12 protein-coding genes and 1 pseudogene are annotated in these 16,854 nt (G+C 59.1%); 7 read left to right on the top strand and 6 right to left on the bottom strand.

Features of this window, described 5'->3' with window-relative positions; genetic code table 11:
• Nucleotides 1-42 precede the first annotated feature (42 nt).
• Nucleotides 43-870 carry a hypothetical protein gene (locus ACSIPU_RS16375; protein ID WP_227628706.1) on the top strand — a complete coding sequence of 276 codons (828 nt, stop codon included), beginning with the start codon at nt 43-45 and terminating at the stop codon, nt 868-870.
• Nucleotides 871-1,023: 153 nt separating this feature from the next.
• On the opposite strand, the gene ACSIPU_RS16380 is transcribed toward ACSIPU_RS16375, so the two are convergent.
• The 3 genes from ACSIPU_RS16380 to lsrR all read right to left on the bottom strand — a co-directional run bounded on the left by ACSIPU_RS16380 (nt 1,024) and on the right by lsrR (nt 5,861).
• The gene (locus ACSIPU_RS16380; RefSeq protein WP_196558159.1) at nt 1,024-3,045 is read right to left on the bottom strand and encodes an NADPH-dependent 2,4-dienoyl-CoA reductase; all 2,022 of its coding nucleotides are present in this window, start codon (nt 3,043-3,045) and stop codon (nt 1,024-1,026) included.
• A gap of 213 nt (nt 3,046-3,258) precedes the next feature.
• Nucleotides 3,259-4,851 (bottom strand): autoinducer-2 kinase, encoded by a 1,593-nt coding sequence (gene lsrK / locus ACSIPU_RS16385; protein ID WP_023321660.1) that lies wholly within the window; start codon nt 4,849-4,851, stop codon nt 3,259-3,261.
• A 38-nt stretch (nt 4,852-4,889) separates the two neighbouring features.
• Nucleotides 4,890-5,861 carry a transcriptional regulator LsrR gene (gene lsrR, locus ACSIPU_RS16390; protein ID WP_004105944.1) on the bottom strand — a complete coding sequence of 324 codons (972 nt, stop codon included), beginning with the start codon at nt 5,859-5,861 and terminating at the stop codon, nt 4,890-4,892.
• A 219-nt stretch (nt 5,862-6,080) separates the two neighbouring features.
• Between lsrR and lsrA the strand changes: the two genes are divergently transcribed.
• The 6 genes and pseudogenes from lsrA (at nt 6,081) to lsrG (ending at nt 11,806) form a co-directional block, all read left to right on the top strand.
• On the top strand, nt 6,081-7,568 hold the full coding sequence (gene lsrA, locus ACSIPU_RS16395) for an autoinducer 2 ABC transporter ATP-binding protein LsrA (RefSeq protein WP_024274748.1): 1,488 nt from the start codon (nt 6,081-6,083) through the stop codon (nt 7,566-7,568).
• Nucleotides 7,565-8,599 (top strand): autoinducer 2 ABC transporter permease LsrC, encoded by a 1,035-nt coding sequence (gene lsrC / locus ACSIPU_RS16400; RefSeq protein ID WP_017145390.1) that lies wholly within the window; start codon nt 7,565-7,567, stop codon nt 8,597-8,599. Before lsrA ends, lsrC begins: the two co-directional genes overlap by 4 nt.
• Nucleotides 8,600-9,593 (top strand): annotated as a pseudogene (gene lsrD / locus ACSIPU_RS16405) (autoinducer 2 ABC transporter permease LsrD).
• A 7-nt stretch (nt 9,594-9,600) separates the two neighbouring features.
• Nucleotides 9,601-10,614, top strand: a complete 1,014-nt coding sequence (gene lsrB / locus ACSIPU_RS16410; protein WP_004105940.1) for an autoinducer 2 ABC transporter substrate-binding protein LsrB — start codon at nt 9,601-9,603, stop codon at nt 10,612-10,614.
• Between the two features lie 11 nt (nt 10,615-10,625).
• A complete protein-coding gene (gene lsrF, locus ACSIPU_RS16415) occupies nt 10,626-11,513 on the top strand; it encodes a 3-hydroxy-5-phosphonooxypentane-2,4-dione thiolase (RefSeq protein ID WP_004105939.1) in 888 nt (295 codons plus the stop codon).
• Nucleotides 11,510-11,806: a (4S)-4-hydroxy-5-phosphonooxypentane-2,3-dione isomerase gene (lsrG, locus tag ACSIPU_RS16420; RefSeq protein ID WP_004105938.1), complete on the top strand. Its 297-nt coding sequence runs from the start codon at nt 11,510-11,512 to the stop codon at nt 11,804-11,806. The genes lsrF and lsrG overlap by 4 nt, the downstream gene beginning before the upstream one ends.
• 108 nt (nt 11,807-11,914) lie before the next feature.
• Here lsrG and ygjK read toward each other — a convergent pair whose 3' ends face one another.
• The 3 genes from ygjK to ACSIPU_RS16435 are packed head-to-tail and all read right to left on the bottom strand — an operon-like array spanning nt 11,915 to nt 16,820.
• Complete coding sequence (gene ygjK, locus ACSIPU_RS16425) at nt 11,915-14,266, bottom strand: alpha-glucosidase (protein ID WP_196558161.1); 2,352 nt, start codon at nt 14,264-14,266, stop codon at nt 11,915-11,917.
• Between the two features lie 16 nt (nt 14,267-14,282).
• Entirely contained in the window at nt 14,283-15,341 is a 1,059-nt protein-coding gene (gene ygjJ / locus ACSIPU_RS16430) for a protein YgjJ (protein WP_032704767.1), read from the bottom strand.
• A 45-nt stretch (nt 15,342-15,386) separates the two neighbouring features.
• Nucleotides 15,387-16,820: an amino acid permease gene (locus tag ACSIPU_RS16435; RefSeq protein WP_004105935.1), complete on the bottom strand. Its 1,434-nt coding sequence runs from the start codon at nt 16,818-16,820 to the stop codon at nt 15,387-15,389.
• Nucleotides 16,821-16,854: the final 34 nt, after the last annotated feature.

The raw sequence follows: 16,854 nt of genomic DNA on the forward strand, positions 1-16,854 counted from the left end.
TATGGCCTGCTTATTTATATTAATCGGACAGGGATTATTAATATGAATCATCAGGAAGATGAATACAGTAATGGAGCCGCCACTCCGCGCAAAATTGTCTTAGGCAGGCATCCTGCCGTATTTGTTTGCGTTATACAATGCATAGTTTATATATACATCACTGGCTCTGGCTGGCTCGGGTTTAGTGATAATACCGGTGGAGGGTATTATCTGCTATTCGCTGTCCTGTGGGCAGCAATGGCCTTCGGAATCTATAAATATAGCCGCGCCTGCGCTGTCATGGCGCTGGTTCTTTATTTTATCGATCAACTGGCGGTGGAGTTATTTCCGCCCGGACGCAGCTTTAATGTGGCCTGGCTGGCTGGGACCACGATCTGGTTACTCTGTTTTTGCCACGGAATTATTGCCTGCTGGATGCGGCGTAAACATAAAGTCATCGGGATTGATGACAGTACATATATTAATAAGCGAACGCGAACGCTGTATCTCGTTGTGCTCGTGCTTTTCCATTCATCCTGTCTGGGCCTGAAACAGGCGCAGAAGCACACCCGCAATATCCTCTGGCAGGCGTTTTATCAATCGGTCATGGAAGATAAGAGTAAGATCCCGCTGCCGATAAAAATCGATAATAATACTTCCCTTACCGACATCTATTTTGATCAGCACACCTTGATTGTTGAACACCATGTTCGCCAGACAAAGCTGGCCGAATTACCGATGGCGCTCTACTACGCGCACGCTAAAAAACTTTACTCGCGTTATTGCGCCAACGATGTGGCGAGCTCGCTTGATTTAAAAATGATAGTCCGCTTTGCGCAGGGGTATGAGACGCGTGACCTGTCGTTTACGCCAAAAGACTGTCAATTTTAAGATGGGGAAAATTGCTGATTGAAGCTATCGCAGCCAGCAATATCAAGATTGCCGTTTGTATCAGGCTGGGGCGATAGTGATGTACCGCCTCACGCAGGGAAATGACAATCGCGAGTTTAGCTATGGCGCTCGCGATTGTCTGAGCATGAACTTTTAAATCGACAGCGCCAGCCGGGTGCCCTGAGCGATAGCCCGCCGGGCGTCCAGCTCCATCGCCACGTCGCAGCCGCCGATCAAATGTACCGTTTTACCCGCCGCCCGCAGCGGATCGGCCAGCTCGCGGCGGGGATCCTGACCGGCGCAGATAATCACATGATCAACGTTAAGCACCTGAGATTCGCCGCCGATCGTCACATGTAAGCCGGCATCATCGATCCGTTGATAGCTGACGCCGGGGATCATTTTGACGCCGCGGGCCAGCAGGGTAGCGCGATGGATCCAGCCGGTAGTTTTCCCCAGCCCGTCGCCGGGCTTGCTGGTTTTGCGCTGCAGCATCACGATCTGGCGCGGGCTTTTAGCCAGCTGCATCCCCTCCGGGCGCAGTCCGCCGGCGTTCTGCAGGCTGGTATCAATCCCCCATTCTGCACAGAACTCGCCGATATTCTGGCTGGTGGCAATGCCGGACTGGCTGAGGTACATGGCCGTATCAAAGCCGATCCCGCCGCAGCCGATAATCGCCACCTTCTCGCCTACCGGCGCTTTATCGCGCAGGACATCGAGGTAGCTCAGCACTTTGGGATGCTCGATCCCGGCGATATCCGGCATCCGCGGGGCGATCCCGGTGGCGAGGACGATTTCATCAAATGCCCGCAGATCCCCGGCCGTGACGTGGGTATTCAATCGCAGATCGACAGCGTGAAGATCGAGCATCTGGCGATAGTAGCGCAGGGTTTCGTAGAACTCCTCTTTGCCGGGGATCTGCTTGGCGATATTAAACTGGCCGCCAATCTCGCAATGACCATCAAAAAGGGTAACCTGATGTCCGCGCGAGGCGGCGTTAACCGCAAAGGCCAGCCCGGCAGGACCAGCGCCGACCACCGCCAGCCGCTTCGGCGTGGTCGCGGGCGCTATCGGCATCAGGGTTTCATGGCAGGCGCGCGGGTTGACCAGGCACGAGGTGACCTTGCCGGCGAAGATCCGATCGAGGCAGGCCTGGTTGCAGCCGATGCAGGTATTGATCTCTTCCGCCCGTCCGCTTTGTGCTTTGGAGAGAAATTCGCTGTCGGCGAGGAAAGGGCGGGCCATTGATACCATATCGGCGTCTCCGCGAGCCAGGATCGCTTCCGCCACATCGGGATCGTTAATCCGGTTGGTGGTGACCAGCGGGATCGACACCGCGCCTTTCAGCTTACGGGTGACCCAGCTAAAGGCGCCGCGCGGTACCGGTGTGGCGATGGTGGGAATACGCGCCTCGTGCCAGCCGATACCGGTATTGATAATCGTTGCCCCTGCGGCCTCAATGGCTTTTGCCAGCTCGGTGACTTCCGCCAGGGTGCTGCCGCCGCTGACAAGGTCAAGCATTGACAGACGATAGATAATAATAAAGTCGTTGCCTGCGCGCTCCCGTACGGCTCTGACCACCTCTATGGCAAAACGCATGCGTCGGGCGTAGTCGCCGCCCCACTGGTCGTCGCGCAGGTTGGTTCGTGCGGCAAGAAATTCGTTAATCAGATAGCCTTCCGAGCCCATCACTTCGACGCCGTCGTACCCGGCTTCTCGCGCCAGCTGGGCGCAGCGAGCAAAATCATCGATCAGCTGTAAGATCTCTTCATGGCTCAGTTCGTGAGGCGTAAAGGGGTTGATCGGCGCCTGCAGAGCGGAAGGGGCCACCAGCTTCGGTTGGTAGCTGTAGCGCCCGGTATGCAGGATCTGCAGGGCGATTTTGCCGCCCTCCTCGTGTACCGCGTCGGTAATATAGCGATGATGGGAGAGGTGGCTGGCGTCGTTAAGCACCGCCCCGCCCGCCATGGTGACGCCGGAAGGGGCGGGGGCAATTCCGCCGGTGACGATCAGCGCTACCCCGTGGCGGGCGCGCTCGGCGTAAAAAGCCGCCAGCCGCTGCGCGCCATCCGGGAGCTCCTCCAGGCCAGTATGCATTGAGCCCATCAACACGCGGTTTTTGAGCGTAGTGAACCCCAGCTCAAGCGGGGCGAAAAGCGACGGGTAGCGGCTCATAATCTCTTCCAGTGTAAAATTATTGTTATGTGGTCGGATGAGTTACTAATTTAGCCGCCGCGGGCAAAAAGGGAAAAGGGGAGTGCGGCGATTGTGATGGGATTCAAAGAACGGCGGAAGGTTCTCCCTTCTCCCACCGGGAAAGGGAGAAGGGCGGAATAGCGCAGGGGGCCAGTGAAGCCCGGACTGTTCTCTCTCCTGTCGGGGAGAGGCTTAGGGTGAGGGGGCAACTCGCTCGCGGCGCGCCAGACCCGGCGCCTGCCACATGGAGGTCGTCAATCCGCTGTCCACCAGACCGAGCTGCTCGGCGTACACCGACTGCCATTTGGTCATCATCTCCTGATACAGCTCCCGATGCGCGGGATTAGGCGTAAATTCCCGGTACCAGCTCACCTGTCTCTCACCCGTTGTCGCCATATCGGCGTATAGCCCGGCGCCGGTGCCGGCGGCGATCGCGCAGCCCAGCGCCGTCGCTTCGCGGACTTCCGGCACCCGCACCGGCAGACCGGTGACATCGCTGAGGATCTGGCTCCACAGCGCCCCTTTTGCACCGCCGCCGGCAAAGACCAGGCTATCAAACTGCACGCCGGAAAACTGCGAAATCTGCGCCAGGTTGCAGGCGGAGACAATCGCCGCGTTCTCTTCCAGCGCACGGAAAAGCGTGGCCTTATTGCATTTTTCCGGGTCGATGGAGAGGTTAATAAACGATGGCGCAGCGTGGTACCACTGCTTAAAGTGCATGGCGTCAGAGAAAATCGGCATCACCCCGTGGGAACCCGCCGGTACGCGGCTGGCCATCTCTTCGAGCAGGCTGTAGGCGTCAACGCCGAGGCGCTCGGCAATGAGCTTCTCTTCTGCGCAAAAAGCATCACGGAACCAGCGCATGGTCAGGCCGGTAAAAAAGCTGATGGACTCCGCCTGCGCCATGCCGGGTATGACGTGCGGGTTAACGCGAATATTCATCTCCGGGTCAGTACGGACTTCCGGCAGGTTAACCACCTGCTGCCAGAAAGTGCCGCCGAGCACCGCCGTCTGCCCGGCGCGCACCACGCCGAGACCCAGGCAGCCGAGCTGGACGTCGCCGCCGCCCATCACCACCGGCGTGCCTGCGCGCAGCCCGCTTTGCGCCGCCGCTGCGTCGGTCACCGCCCCCAGTACGCTGCCGGTCTCCTTGACCGGCGAGAGAATATCGGCCCGCAGTCCGGCCATATCCAGCAGCGCCGGGCGCCAGTCGCGGCTGAACAGGTCGAGCATGCCGGTGGTTCCGGCGTTAGAAGGGTCGACCGCCAGCTCGCCGGAGAGCTTCGCCGCCAGCCAGTCGCTGATCATGGTGATGGTCGCCGCTTTGCGGTAGATATCCGGGCGATGGTGGGCCAGCCAAAGCAGGCGCGGCATGGCGCTCAGCGCCAGGGTCTGCCCCGACACGCTGTACACTTCGGATTCAAAACGGTCGTCGTGGATCTCTTTGAGCTCCGCCACCTCGCGGCTGGCGCGAGCGTCAACGTTGGCGCAGGCCCAGATGGCCTCGCCGTTGCGGTCGTAAAGCACGATGCCTTCACGCATCGAGCAGCAGGCCACGGACTGAATATCCGCCGCAGAGAGATGGGCGGCGGCCAGCGCCTGGCGGATACACTGACAGGCCAGCTGCCAGTTGACGCTGAGATCGAACTCCATCGAGCCGGGGACATTGTCCACGCTCAGGTGCTTCCATTCGGCCTGACCGACCGCAATCTGACGGCCCTGGAGATCGAATACGACCGCCCGAACGCTGCCGGTCCCGGCATCTAACGCTAACAGGTAACTCATGACATGCGCCTCGCTCATGTTGCGCGGCGCAGGGCCATTTATGAGGCCAGCGTCAGCACCGCGCGTGCTGTTGTCTCTTCCGTTACCAGGCCATTAATCCGCTTGCCGATAAGGGCCGCGTAAATCGCCTGCGCTTTTTCTGTGCCCCCGGCGACGCCCACGATGGTCGGCAGCTGGGCCAGTTCATCAAGGGTGACGCCGAGCAGTTCCCGATGGATCTCCAGCCCTTCAACCGGTTTACCGTCGGCCTGCAGGAAATAACCTAAAATGTCGCCGACCGCGCCTTTGCGGGCGTACATCAGCTGCTCGCCTTCGCTGATGTAGCCGGAGCGCAGGATGGTGGCGTCCCGGCGCTGGTCAATGGCGCCGATACCTACCACTGCCGCATCCGCCGCCGTGGCGGCCAGGATCACATCGCGTACGCTCGATTCCCGGCGCAGGATCTCCGCTACATCCGCCGATGACACCCTCAGCGGCGCGGGGATCATGCTGACGCTACAGGCGGCATCCAGCTGGCCAATGCCGGTCATATACGGACCTACGCCGCCGGAAAGCGTCACCAGCCGAACCTGTTGGGAACCGATAAACCCGCTCAGATGCTGCAGGCAGCTCATGGTGGCTTCGCCAAAGCCCACCGCCAGCAGTTGTCCTGGCTCCAGCACGCCCATTAACGATTGCGCCGCGCCAATCCCCAGGCGGGTGTTCATCGGCGGGGTATTGAGCGCCGGCAGCACGCGGGCGATTTTCAGGCCAAAGCGCTGCTGGAGTTCGGTTTCCAGCGCCAGACAGCCCTCATAGCGCGAATTAATCTGTACGCGGATCACTCCCGACTGGCGACCTTTTTCCAGCAGGCGGGAGATTTTTAACCGCGGCAGCCCTAAACGCTCGCCGATGTCGTTCTGCGTCAGGCCGTCGTGGTAGTAACACCACGCCACCCGCGCCACCAGCTCTTCCTCGGCTAACGCCAGCCCGGCGTAGCGGCTCTCTTCCGTAATGCGTTTTTCGCTCATAAAGTGAACTCTTATAAAAATTTAGATCATATGTTCGTTATTGCGTGGTCGGAAAATGTGAGCCGACTGGCAAAACCGATCTTTCGTTGTTCGCTGGTTTTATTCAAACGATCGAAAGCATAAAACTGTGATCGTTGCACGGTTGTAAATATAGTTCACCGTCTACGCTTTTGAACATTATTAATTCAAAAAATCTTTTGTTCAAAACGAGGCGCGATGATGAAGCCACTGCTTGAAGCTCGCCAAATCTGCAAACAGTTCTCCGGCGTGACCGTGCTGAAGCATATTGATTTCACGCTGCTTTCCGGCCAGGTGCACGCGCTGATGGGCGGCAACGGCGCCGGAAAATCGACGCTGATGAAGATTATTGCCGGGGTAGAGACCCCTGACAGCGGTGAGCTCATCCTCGGCGAACGTACATTTGCGCGCCTTACTCCCGCCCAGGCCCATCAGCAGGGCGTGTATCTGGTGCCGCAGGAACCGATGTTATTCCCCAATCTGACGGTGCGGGAAAATATTCTTTTTCGTCTGCCGAAGCGGGCGGATAACGAGAACCATCTGCAGGAAAAGCTTCAGCAGCTTAATTGCCAGCTTAACCTTGAGGCGGCGGCCAGCACGCTGGAAGTGGCCGATCAGCAAATGGTGGAGATCCTGCGCGGGCTGATGCGCGACGCGCAGATCCTGATCCTCGATGAGCCCACCGCCTCATTGACGCCGGGAGAAACCGATCGCCTGTTTCGCCAGATCCGCTCTTTGCAGGCGCTCGGTGTCGGGATCGTGTTTATCTCGCACAAGCTGCCGGAGATCCGCCAGGTCGCCAGCCACGTTTCGGTGATGCGCGATGGCGCGGTGGTGCTGAGCGGGGAAACCGCGCACTACGGCGACAACCAGCTGATTGGCGCAATGACGCCGGTCAGTCGCGATCGAGCCCTGAGCGACACGCAAAAGTTGTGGCTGGCGCTGCCGGGCAATCGTCGCACTCAGGCGCAGGATTTTCCGGTGCTGCGGGTCGAAGATCTGACCGGAGAGGGCTTTATCGATCTCAATCTGGAGATCCGCGCCGGGGAGATCGTCGGCCTCGCCGGGCTGGTCGGATCCGGGCGTACCGAATTTGCTGAAACGCTCTATGGTCTGCGGCCGGCTCGCGCAGGGCGGGTGTGGCTGGAAAACCGCGATATCAGCCGCGACAGCACGCGCGCCAGGCTGGCCAGCGGGCTGGTCTATCTGCCGGAGGACAGACAGGTTTCCGGTCTGTTTCTCGATGCGCCGGTGCGCTGGAACACGGTGATGTTTAACCAGCCGTCGCTGTGGCAGCAGAACCGGCGCGAAGCGGCGGTGGTGGAGCGCTATCACCGGGCGCTGGGGATCAAAATGGCCGATGGCGATCGCCCGGTGCGCACGCTCTCCGGCGGTAACCAGCAGAAGGTACTGTTGGCGCGCTGCCTGGAGGCTAACCCGCTGCTGCTGATCGTCGATGAACCGACCCGCGGCGTGGACGTTTCCGCCCGAGCCGACATCTATCAGCTGCTGAAAAGCGTCGCCGCGCAGAACGTGGCGGTATTGATGATCTCCAGCGATCTCGACGAGTTCGTTGGCCTGGCCGATCGGGTGGTTGTAATGCATCAGGGCAGGCAGAGCGGCGAGCTGGCGCAGCAGGCGGTCAGCGTTGACCGGATGATGACCCTGGCCTTCGGAGGGCAGGCATGAAAACGTTATTAAAGAATCGCGAACTGAGCGCCTTCCTCGCCATCGTGGTGCTGTTTGCCGGGCTGGTGGCGCTCAACCCGGCTTATTTCAGCTTACAAACCCTGGGCATGATTTTCGCCAGCTCGCAAATCCTTTGCCTGCTGGCGCTGGGGGCGACGCTGGTGATGCTCACCCGCAATATTGACGTTTCGGTGGGCTCCACCGTTGGCCTGAGCGCTATCGCGACAGGCGTGGCGCTAAATAGCGGGTATGGGCTGATGACCGCCATCGCCTTTGCGCTGGCGATCGGCGCGCTGGCTGGCGCCTTTAACGGCCTGCTGGTGGTGGGGCTGCGCATCCCGGCGATTGTCGCCACTCTCGGCACCCTCGGCCTTTATCGCGGGGTGATGCTGCTGTGGACCGGCGGTAAGTGGATTGAAGGTTTGCCGAACAGCCTGAAAGCGCTGTCGGAACCGGCATTCATCGGCATTTCTCCGCTGGGCTGGCTGGTGCTGGCGCTACTGCTGGCGGGCGGCGGGATACTATCGCGTACTGCCTTTGGCCGTGATTTTTACGCCGTCGGCGATAACCTTGCCGCTGCCCGCCAGCTTGGGGTGGCGGTGAACCGCACGCGGATGCTGGCATTCACCCTTAACGGCATGCTGGCGGCCTGCGCCGGGATTGTGTTCGCCGCGCAGATTGGATTTGTGCCCAATCAGACCGGCAGCGGCCTGGAGATGAAAGCCATCGCCGCCTGCGTGCTCGGCGGGATCTCGCTGCTGGGCGGTACCGGCACGCTGCTCGGCGCTTTTCTCGGCGCCTTCTTCCTCACCCAAATCGATACCGTGCTGGTGCTGTTTCGTCTCCCGGCGTGGTGGAACGACTTCATTGCCGGCCTGGTGCTGCTCGGCGTACTGGTGCTCGACGGGCGGCTGCGTCAGGCGCTGACCCGCCATCAGCGGGCGCTGAAATACAGTCGCTTTCAGCCCGGCAATAAAGGGGGCAAGCGCGTGGCCCCGTTTCCTGAACGCAAAAATAAAGAGGTGGCGTAAATGAAGCTCAACTGGGAAAGCGCGCTGCTGGGATTACTGGTGGTGGAGATCCTGCTGTTTGGCACCCTCAATCCGCGCATGCTCGATCTCAATATGCTGCTGTTCAGCACCAGCGACTTTATCTGCATCGGCATCGTGGCGCTGCCGCTGACGCTGGTGATCATCAGCGGCGGGATTGATATTTCGCTCGGTTCCACTATCGGCCTGTGCGCCATCGCGCTGGGGGTGATGATGCAGGCGGGCTGGCCAATGAGCCTCGCGATCCCCCTGACGCTGCTGCTCGGCCTGCTGTGCGGGCTGCTGAACGCGGCGCTGATTCACTACACCGGTATTAGCCCGCTGGTGATTACCCTTGGCACCCTGTACCTCTACGGCGGCGGCGCGCTGCTGCTTTCGGGCATGGCCGGGGCGACCGGCTACGAAGGCATCGGCGGATTCCCGGATAGCTTTACCGCCTTCGCCAATCTGACCCTGTTCGGCCTGCCGATACCGCTGGTGCTGTTCGCCGTTATCACCTTTTTCTTCTGGCTGCTGGCCCACCGCGGGCGCTTTGGGCGGCACCTTTTTCTGCTTGGCCAGAACCCGCGCGCCGCGCGCTACGCCGCGCTTTCCGTTAACGGGATGCCCTACGCGCTGTATGGCCTGGTGGGCGTGGCGTCGGCGGTGGCGGCGCTGGTGATGGTCTCCTATTTCGGCTCGGCGCGCTCGGACTTAGGCCGCGACCTGCTGATGCCGGCGCTGACCGCCGCGGTGCTCGGCGGGGCCAATATCTACGGCGGTTCCGGCTCGATCGTCGGCACGGCGCTTGCCGCGCTGCTGGTGGGCTATTTACAACAAGGTTTGCAAATGGTCGGCATCCCCAACCAGGTGTCGAGCGCGCTGTCAGGGGCGCTGTTGGTTGTGGTGGTGATGGGGCGTTCGCTGAGTCTGCACCGTGAGTGGGTGCGGATGACCTGGCGGCGTCTTTCTCGCGCATAAGACAATCGGAGCATAAACATACGATGAAAACCAAACGAATCCTGCAAACGAGCGCCCTGGCGCTGGCGTTAAGCGTGGCAACCGCTCAGGCGGCGGACCGCATCGCCTTTATTCCTAAGCTGGTCGGCGTCGGCTTCTTTACCAGCGGCGGTAACGGCGCGAAAGAGGCGGGCAAAGCGCTCGGCGTGGACGTCACCTATGACGGCCCGACCGAACCGAGCGTCTCCGGCCAGGTGCAGCTGATCAACAACTTCGTCAACCAGGGCTACAACGCGATTATCGTCTCCGCCGTATCGCCGGACGGCCTGTGCCCGGCGCTGAAGCGGGCGATGCAGCGCGGGGTCAAGGTTCTGACCTGGGACTCCGATACCAAACCAGAGTGCCGCAGCATCTATATCAACCAGGGGACGCCGCAGCAGCTTGGCGGCCTGCTGGTGGAGATGGCGGAAAAACAGGTGACGAAACCCACCGCCAAGGTGGCGTTTTTCTACTCCAGCCCAACGGTGACCGATCAGAACCAGTGGGTAAAAGAGGCGAAAGCCAAAATTGAAAAAGCGCATCCGCAGTGGGAAGTGGTGACCACGCAGTTTGGCTATAACGACGCCACCAAATCGCTGCAAACTGCCGAGGGGATCTTAAAAGCGTACCCGGATCTCGACGCCATTATCGCCCCGGACGCCAACGCGCTTCCGGCCGCCGCCCAGGCGGCAGAGAACCTTAAGCGCCAGGGCGTGGCGATTGTCGGCTTCAGTACCCCGAACGTGATGCGCCCCTATGTAGAGCGCGGCACGGTAAAAGCCTTCGGCCTGTGGGACGTGGTACAGCAAGGCAAGATCGCGGTTAACGTCGCCGATCGTCTGCTGAAAAAGGGCGATCTTAACGTCGGCGACAGCGTTGATGTGAAAGATCTCGGCACCCTGAAAGTCGAGCCCAACAGCGTGCAGGGTTATCAGTATGAAGCGAAAGGCAACGGCATCGTGCTGCTGCCGGAGCGGGTGGTGTTCACCAAAGAGAATATCAATAACTACGATTTCTGATGGAGGATGAGATGGCTGATTTAGACGATATCAAAGAGGGAAAAAACTTCGGCTTAGACCGTCCGCAGCAGAACACGCTCTATACGCTGAAGGGCTGTGGGTCGCTGGAGTGGGGGATGCAGTCGCGGCTGGCGCGTATCTTTAATCCGCAGAGCAATCGCACGGTGATGCTGGCTTTCGATCACGGCTATTTTCAGGGGCCGACTACCGGTCTGGAGCGTATCGATCTCTCTATCGCGCCGCTGTTCGAGGAGACCGACGTGCTGATGTGCACCCGCGGCGTACTGCGCAGTCAGGTGCCGGCCGCGACCAACAAACCGGTGGTGCTGCGCGCTTCCGGCGGCAACTCGATCCTCAGCGAACTTTCCAACGAGTGCGTGGCGGTGGCGATGGAAGATGCGCTGCGCCTGAACGTCTGCGCGGTGGCGGCGCAGGTCTATATCGGCAGCGAACATGAGCATCAGTCCATCAACAACATCATCAAGCTGGTGGACGCCGGCAACCGCTACGGTATGCCGGTGCTGGCGGTAACCGGGGTGGGTAAAGAGATGGCCCGCGACGCCCGCTACTTCTCGCTGGCCAGCCGCATTGCCGCTGAAATGGGGGCGCAGTTTGTAAAAACCTACTTTGTTGAGGAAGGCTTTGAGAAAGTGACCGCCAGCTGCCCGGTGCCGATCGTCATCGCCGGGGGCAAAAAGCTGCCGGAGCAGGAGGCGCTCGAGATGTGCTGGCGGGCGATTGACCAGGGCGCATCCGGCGTCGATATGGGACGGAATATCTTCCAGTCCAGCGCGCCGCGCGCGATGCTGAAGGCGGTGAAAAAAGTGGTGCATGAGAACCTGAGCGCCCGCGAGGCGTATCAGTTCTGGCAGGAGGAAAAACAGGGAGAGCTGCAATGAACGTAACGCTGGTAGAAATCAATATCAAACCGGAACGGGTCGACGAGTTTCTTGAGGTATTCCGCGCCAACCACGAGGGGGCGCTGCAGGAGCCGGGCAATCTTCGCTTTGATGTCTTGCAGGACCCGGAGGTGAAGACGCGCTTTTTTATTTATGAAGCCTATAAAGATGATGAAGCGGTGTTGGCGCACAAGAAAACCCCGCACTATCTGGCCTGCGTAGAGAAGCTGGAGGCGCTGATGTCGCAGCCGCGGCAGAAACGCAGCTTTATCGGCCTGCTGCCGGAGGTGTAAGACGAGTCCTCTCCCACGGAAAGAGGGGGAAAAGAGGAGCCGTCTGTTAAATCGGGAGCCGGACCGTTCCCTCTCCCTGTGGGAGAGGGTTAGGGTAAGGGCACTAGCCTATGGTTTACGGAAAAACTCGTTATACAGCATGTACAGATGCGCCGCGCTCCAGGAGAAGTTCGGCGCGCCCTGCTGAGCGCCGGTGAGCGGATTGTAGTTCTCCTGGATCGGGCCATCGGAGGTGAGCCCCCGGGCGTGCCTGAAGAAGGCGTCCGCCAGCTGCAGCGCCTCTTCGCGGTGGCCGTAGCGCTCCATCCCCTTCAGGCCGAACCAGAACTGGTCCACCCACACGCGGCCGCGCCAGTAAATATCCGCGCCAAACGCCGGATTCGTTAATGCGGCGGTACCCAGCGGTACGAAAGTGTTGAACTCTTTGGCGTCCAGCATCACCGAAATGACGTCATCGGCATGCGCCTGAGTGGCCGCGCCGTTGAAAAGCGGCGACCAGCCCTCCGGGCCTTTGCCGCGCTCGACGATCGGCCTACCGGCGCAGCCGTTTGCCAGCGGCTGCGCTTCAATGCGAATGTCGTAATAGAATTTGCTCTGCGGGTCGAACATGCAGGTGTTGATATAGTCGGCGAGCTTTTTCGCCAGCGCCCGGTAGCGTTTTGCCTCCTCCGGCTTGCCGAGAAGGGCCGCCATCTCCGCCAGATAGTGGTTGTCGCTGTACATGTAGCTGGCCTGATCGACCGACTCCTGCAGCAGCGAATAGCCGAGCAGATTGCCGCTTTTATCCCGGTTTTCAGCAAATTTCACCGTCCAGTCGCTACGCTTGCCGCCGCCAGCGATGTATTTATCCAACTGATCTTTATCGATAAAGCCGAAAACCGCCGCGTCGTCGCGCCCCGACTCCCAGGAGGCGGCCACCTGCGCCGGGATCTCCAGGCTGTCGTAATCGCCTTTCGCCGTCACCTGCTCGTAGGTTTTCAGGCCGGAAAGCGTCCGTTCTTTATCGCCCTTTTTCACGGTAAACAGCATCGCGCCATCGGCGGTGTTGTGCGCTTTATCGCGGGTCGCGCCGTACTCCGGCACGCCGTTGCCGTTGTGGTCGCGGTTGCGCAGCCACCAGTCATGGTAGGCCACTAGCTTCGGATACATCTCCGCCAGCCAGGCTTTATCTTTCGTAACGTTATAGACTTCCATCACCGACCAGGCCGCCAGGCTCGGTTTGGTATTTCGCTCGTTCCAGTTGCTGCCGTCGCCGCCGCGTTCCGGGCTCAGGTTCCAGGCGATCAGATCCGGAATGAACCCGGCATCCTGCGGCCGCACTTTATCGTCGGCGGCAATCTGCCAGGAGAAGACGGCACGGATGTTCTCTTTCGCGATCTCCGGGTTGAAGTGGGCCATGGCGTAGGCCTGCTTCCAGGTATCCCACGGCCAGGTCTGGTTGCCTGAGAACCAGCGCCCGGTTACCGACGGCGTGACGGTGTTGTGCTTAACGGCGCCGCCCGGCGCGCGCCAGTTACCGTTAAGGGTTTCGATCGCTTTTACCGCCACCCGGGTTTGCTGCGCCGTAGCATCAGGATTGGTCAGCCCCTTTTGCAGATAGCCGTTCCAGCGCGCCTCGGAAGCGCGCAGATAGTGTACCGGTCGCGCAAGAATATCGCGGATTTGCGCTTTCTCGAGCCGAACCTGCTCGGCGTTCAGCAGGTGCGAGTAGGTGGTATAGAGCGTGGTCGAGCCGTTGATTTGCGCGCTGCTGGTGAATCGATGGCCGTCGATTTGGGTGACCGTCGGCAGGGAGCGATGGATCTGATACTGCGATTCGCCGGAGGTCATTAAATCCGATGCGGAGCGGACTTTGCCGAAGCTGACGGTCAGGCCGTCGTGGGTCGCGCTCAGGCGGCGCTGATAGTCCGGGAAAGCCTGGTCGATGGTTTGCGTTGACTGCGGTTTCTCCTCTTTGGCGGAGAGTTTCTCCAGCAACTCGCCGTCCCAGACCAGCTTAAGCGGGCTGCTACTGGTGATTTTAGTCTCCAGTAAAGAGGTGTGCGCGCTAGCAAAGCGCAGGGTCATCTCGACCTGTACGCCGGCCGCGGAGAGCTTTTGCACCAGCGCGCCGGGCAGGCTCCAGGCCTGCAGGGTGAAGGCGACTTTTTTGCCGTTCTGGTATACCGTCAGGCGATCGAAATTGGTCGCCATAAAGTTGATGTACTCCTCAGTGAGCAGCGCGGGTCCGGGAAATCCGCCCATGGTGGCCGGACCATCAGGCAGCAGATGCCCATGCCATGCGCCCAAATCGAAAAACGGGTTGAAGCGCTGGTGGTCATCGTTATCAAAATCCTGCATCGCCTGCGGCGCGCCGCTGCGGTTGATAACATTTTTAAAGTCATCCGCGGTCAGCGCGTGGGCGGAAAAGCTTAGCAGTAGGGCGCAGGCCAGCGGCGTAAGAGTAGTGGTAATCTTCACGGTATCTGTATTCCTTTTACCAATAGAAATATTGCATCAGGAAAACCTGATCGCTCGGGTTGCCGGAGGCATTTTTCATGTAGAAGCGGCTGTCCGCAGCGGTGGCAAAACGTCCGCCGCCGTATTCGTACCAGATGCCGAACTGCATAAACGAGGTGGTTTCCTCGGCGGCGCGATCCGGGCGGTGTTTGGCGTAGCTATAGGCGGTAGAGAGATACACGCCCTTGAGCGCTTCATACATAGCGCTGGCCATAAAGCCGGTCTCCGTTCCCGGCACGTCTTTTCCCCTGGCGCGCCCGGTATGATGCCAGGCGCGGGCGGCAAGGTTGGGGGTGAGAATACCGGTCAAAAATAGCTGGCCGGTCCCATCCGTCACCTCAAGCCCATTCATCCAGGTCACCTCGTTCGCGAGATCGTACTGGATGTAGCCGTTGACCATCGCCGGGTAGGTATATTTATCGTCGTAGCGGTCGTATTTGCCGAAATGGAGCCACGCTTTGCTTTCATCGTGGTGCCCGGCGGGCGTGGCGGTCACGCTGTAGCGAAAATCTCCCGCCAGGTTCTGCACCTTGAGCGCGTACATAATATCGCGCGTATTGGGGATCACGTAGCCGAGGTCGGGCGTGAAATCGCCCCACCACTGCAGATCGTCGAGCGATGAATCCTGGCGCAGGCTGAGCATAATCTCGGTGCTGCTCTCGGTTTTATATCCGCCGTAGAAGCGGTTTATTCCACCTTCAAATCCGCCCCAGCCATGGTCCGCTACCCAGGCATTTCCCTGACGATCGGCCTGAACCGTCCAGCCTTCGCCATAAATTAAACCAAACCAGCTGCCGTGCTTTATTTCCAGTCCGCCTTCAATATAGGTGCCATCACTATATTTATGCTTGTCCTCGCCTTCTAGATCCATATATCCGCCAACCCCCAATTCACCGTAAAAACGGTATGAGGTGGCATTAAGTTCTGGCGTTTTCATGTCATCATGTTCCGCCGGATGCGCCACATCGACGGCAATAGCCGGTGTGCAAAAAGCCAGGGCGGCAAGCGCCCAGTAAATAGGCCTGTTATTTTTCATCATTTTATTTAGAGGTATTGTGGTTTTTTATTTAAGAAAAATAGATTAAGACGCGTCAGAGGCTGGCGCTGCTTCAATTCTTTTTTCTTCCCGAGTTAAACCTTTCACGTATTTGCTGTATTTCCACCATGCAAATCCGAGGAAGATAACGATTCCGCCGACGTTATAGAAAATAATCGTCAGAATATTGCCGCCGGTGGGAAAGGTTGAGGCGACGAAGCCGATAGCGAAAATAACAATCAGCATGGAGACCACCGTAATACCGGTGGTGCGTGAACCCATTTTAAAATCGCGCGGCAGATGATCGAGCTTGCGGCGCAGATTAAGGTACGCCAGCATGATAAACAGCGGCGGCAGCATCGAGGCGGCGGCGGTCATATTGATGATGGTATTCATTAAATCCTGCACGGTACTTGAGCCCATCATCGGAATTATCATTAGCGGAATCACAATCAGGAACTGGATCCACGCCGCGCGCGCCGGTACGCCGTTTTGATTGAGCTCAACGGTTTTTTTACCAAATATTCCGGGCGGGATTTCGGAGAAAAAGATTTTGACCGGCGTCGCGGTCCACATTAATAACGAACCAAACATGGCGGTAAAGGAGACCAGGCCGACAAAACGGTTGACCACGATTTCGGGCAGGCCAAACCATACCGCCATGCCGTGGAAGACCTGTACCGATCCGCCGGTAAATTTCAGCTCTTTACTGCTGATAAACACGTTTATCAGTACCGAGGAAATGGAGTACAGCACGCCAATCACGATCCCGGCGAGGATAATGACCTTAACAAATGATTTCGATCCGCCTTTCACGTCATTGACGTACACCGCGACGGACTCCGCCCCGCCGGCCGCCATAAAGATCCAGGTGGTGACACCGAGGAACGCCCAGTTAAAGTTCGGGATCATTGCATCCACGGTAATCGGATCCGCTGGTTGAATACCGCCCACCAGCGCGCCGCCGGAAAGCAGAATGTAGGAGAGCGTCAGCAGCAGCATTAACGATGAAGTGACCGAGGTGATTGGACCCAGCATTTTTGCGCCGTTGGTGGAAACCCAGGTCGACAGGGCGAACAGCGCCATGCTCAACATCGTGGTGGCGACCGGAGTCAGAATGTACTCGTAGCCGAGGAAAGCGTAGGAGGCATAAGCGATTACCCTCGGCAGCAGCGAGGTGAAAAAGAAAAGATTCACGAACCAGTAGGTGTAGGCGGTAATAAAGGCCCAGCGCCCGCCGAGGGAGCTTTTTACCCACGCATAAACCCCCGCTTCGGAGTTTTTATTCAGCGAAACGAATTCCGCGATGATCAGGCAGAAAGGAACGAAGTAGAGCAGGGTCGCGAGGAAGAACATCGGCGCCGACGCCAGCCCCAGCTCAATATTGTTATTGATCACGTTGTTAAAACTGAAGACGGCGGCGAAGGTCAGCGACAGCAGGCCGAACTTGCCGATGGTATTACGTTTGATATCAGACATAACACATCTCCACACATTGTCCTTCAGAGAATGG

It is taken from the genome of Klebsiella sp. HN106 (genome assembly GCF_051209435.1).
GTDB classification, from domain to species: Bacteria; Pseudomonadota; Gammaproteobacteria; order Enterobacterales; family Enterobacteriaceae; genus Klebsiella; species Klebsiella oxytoca.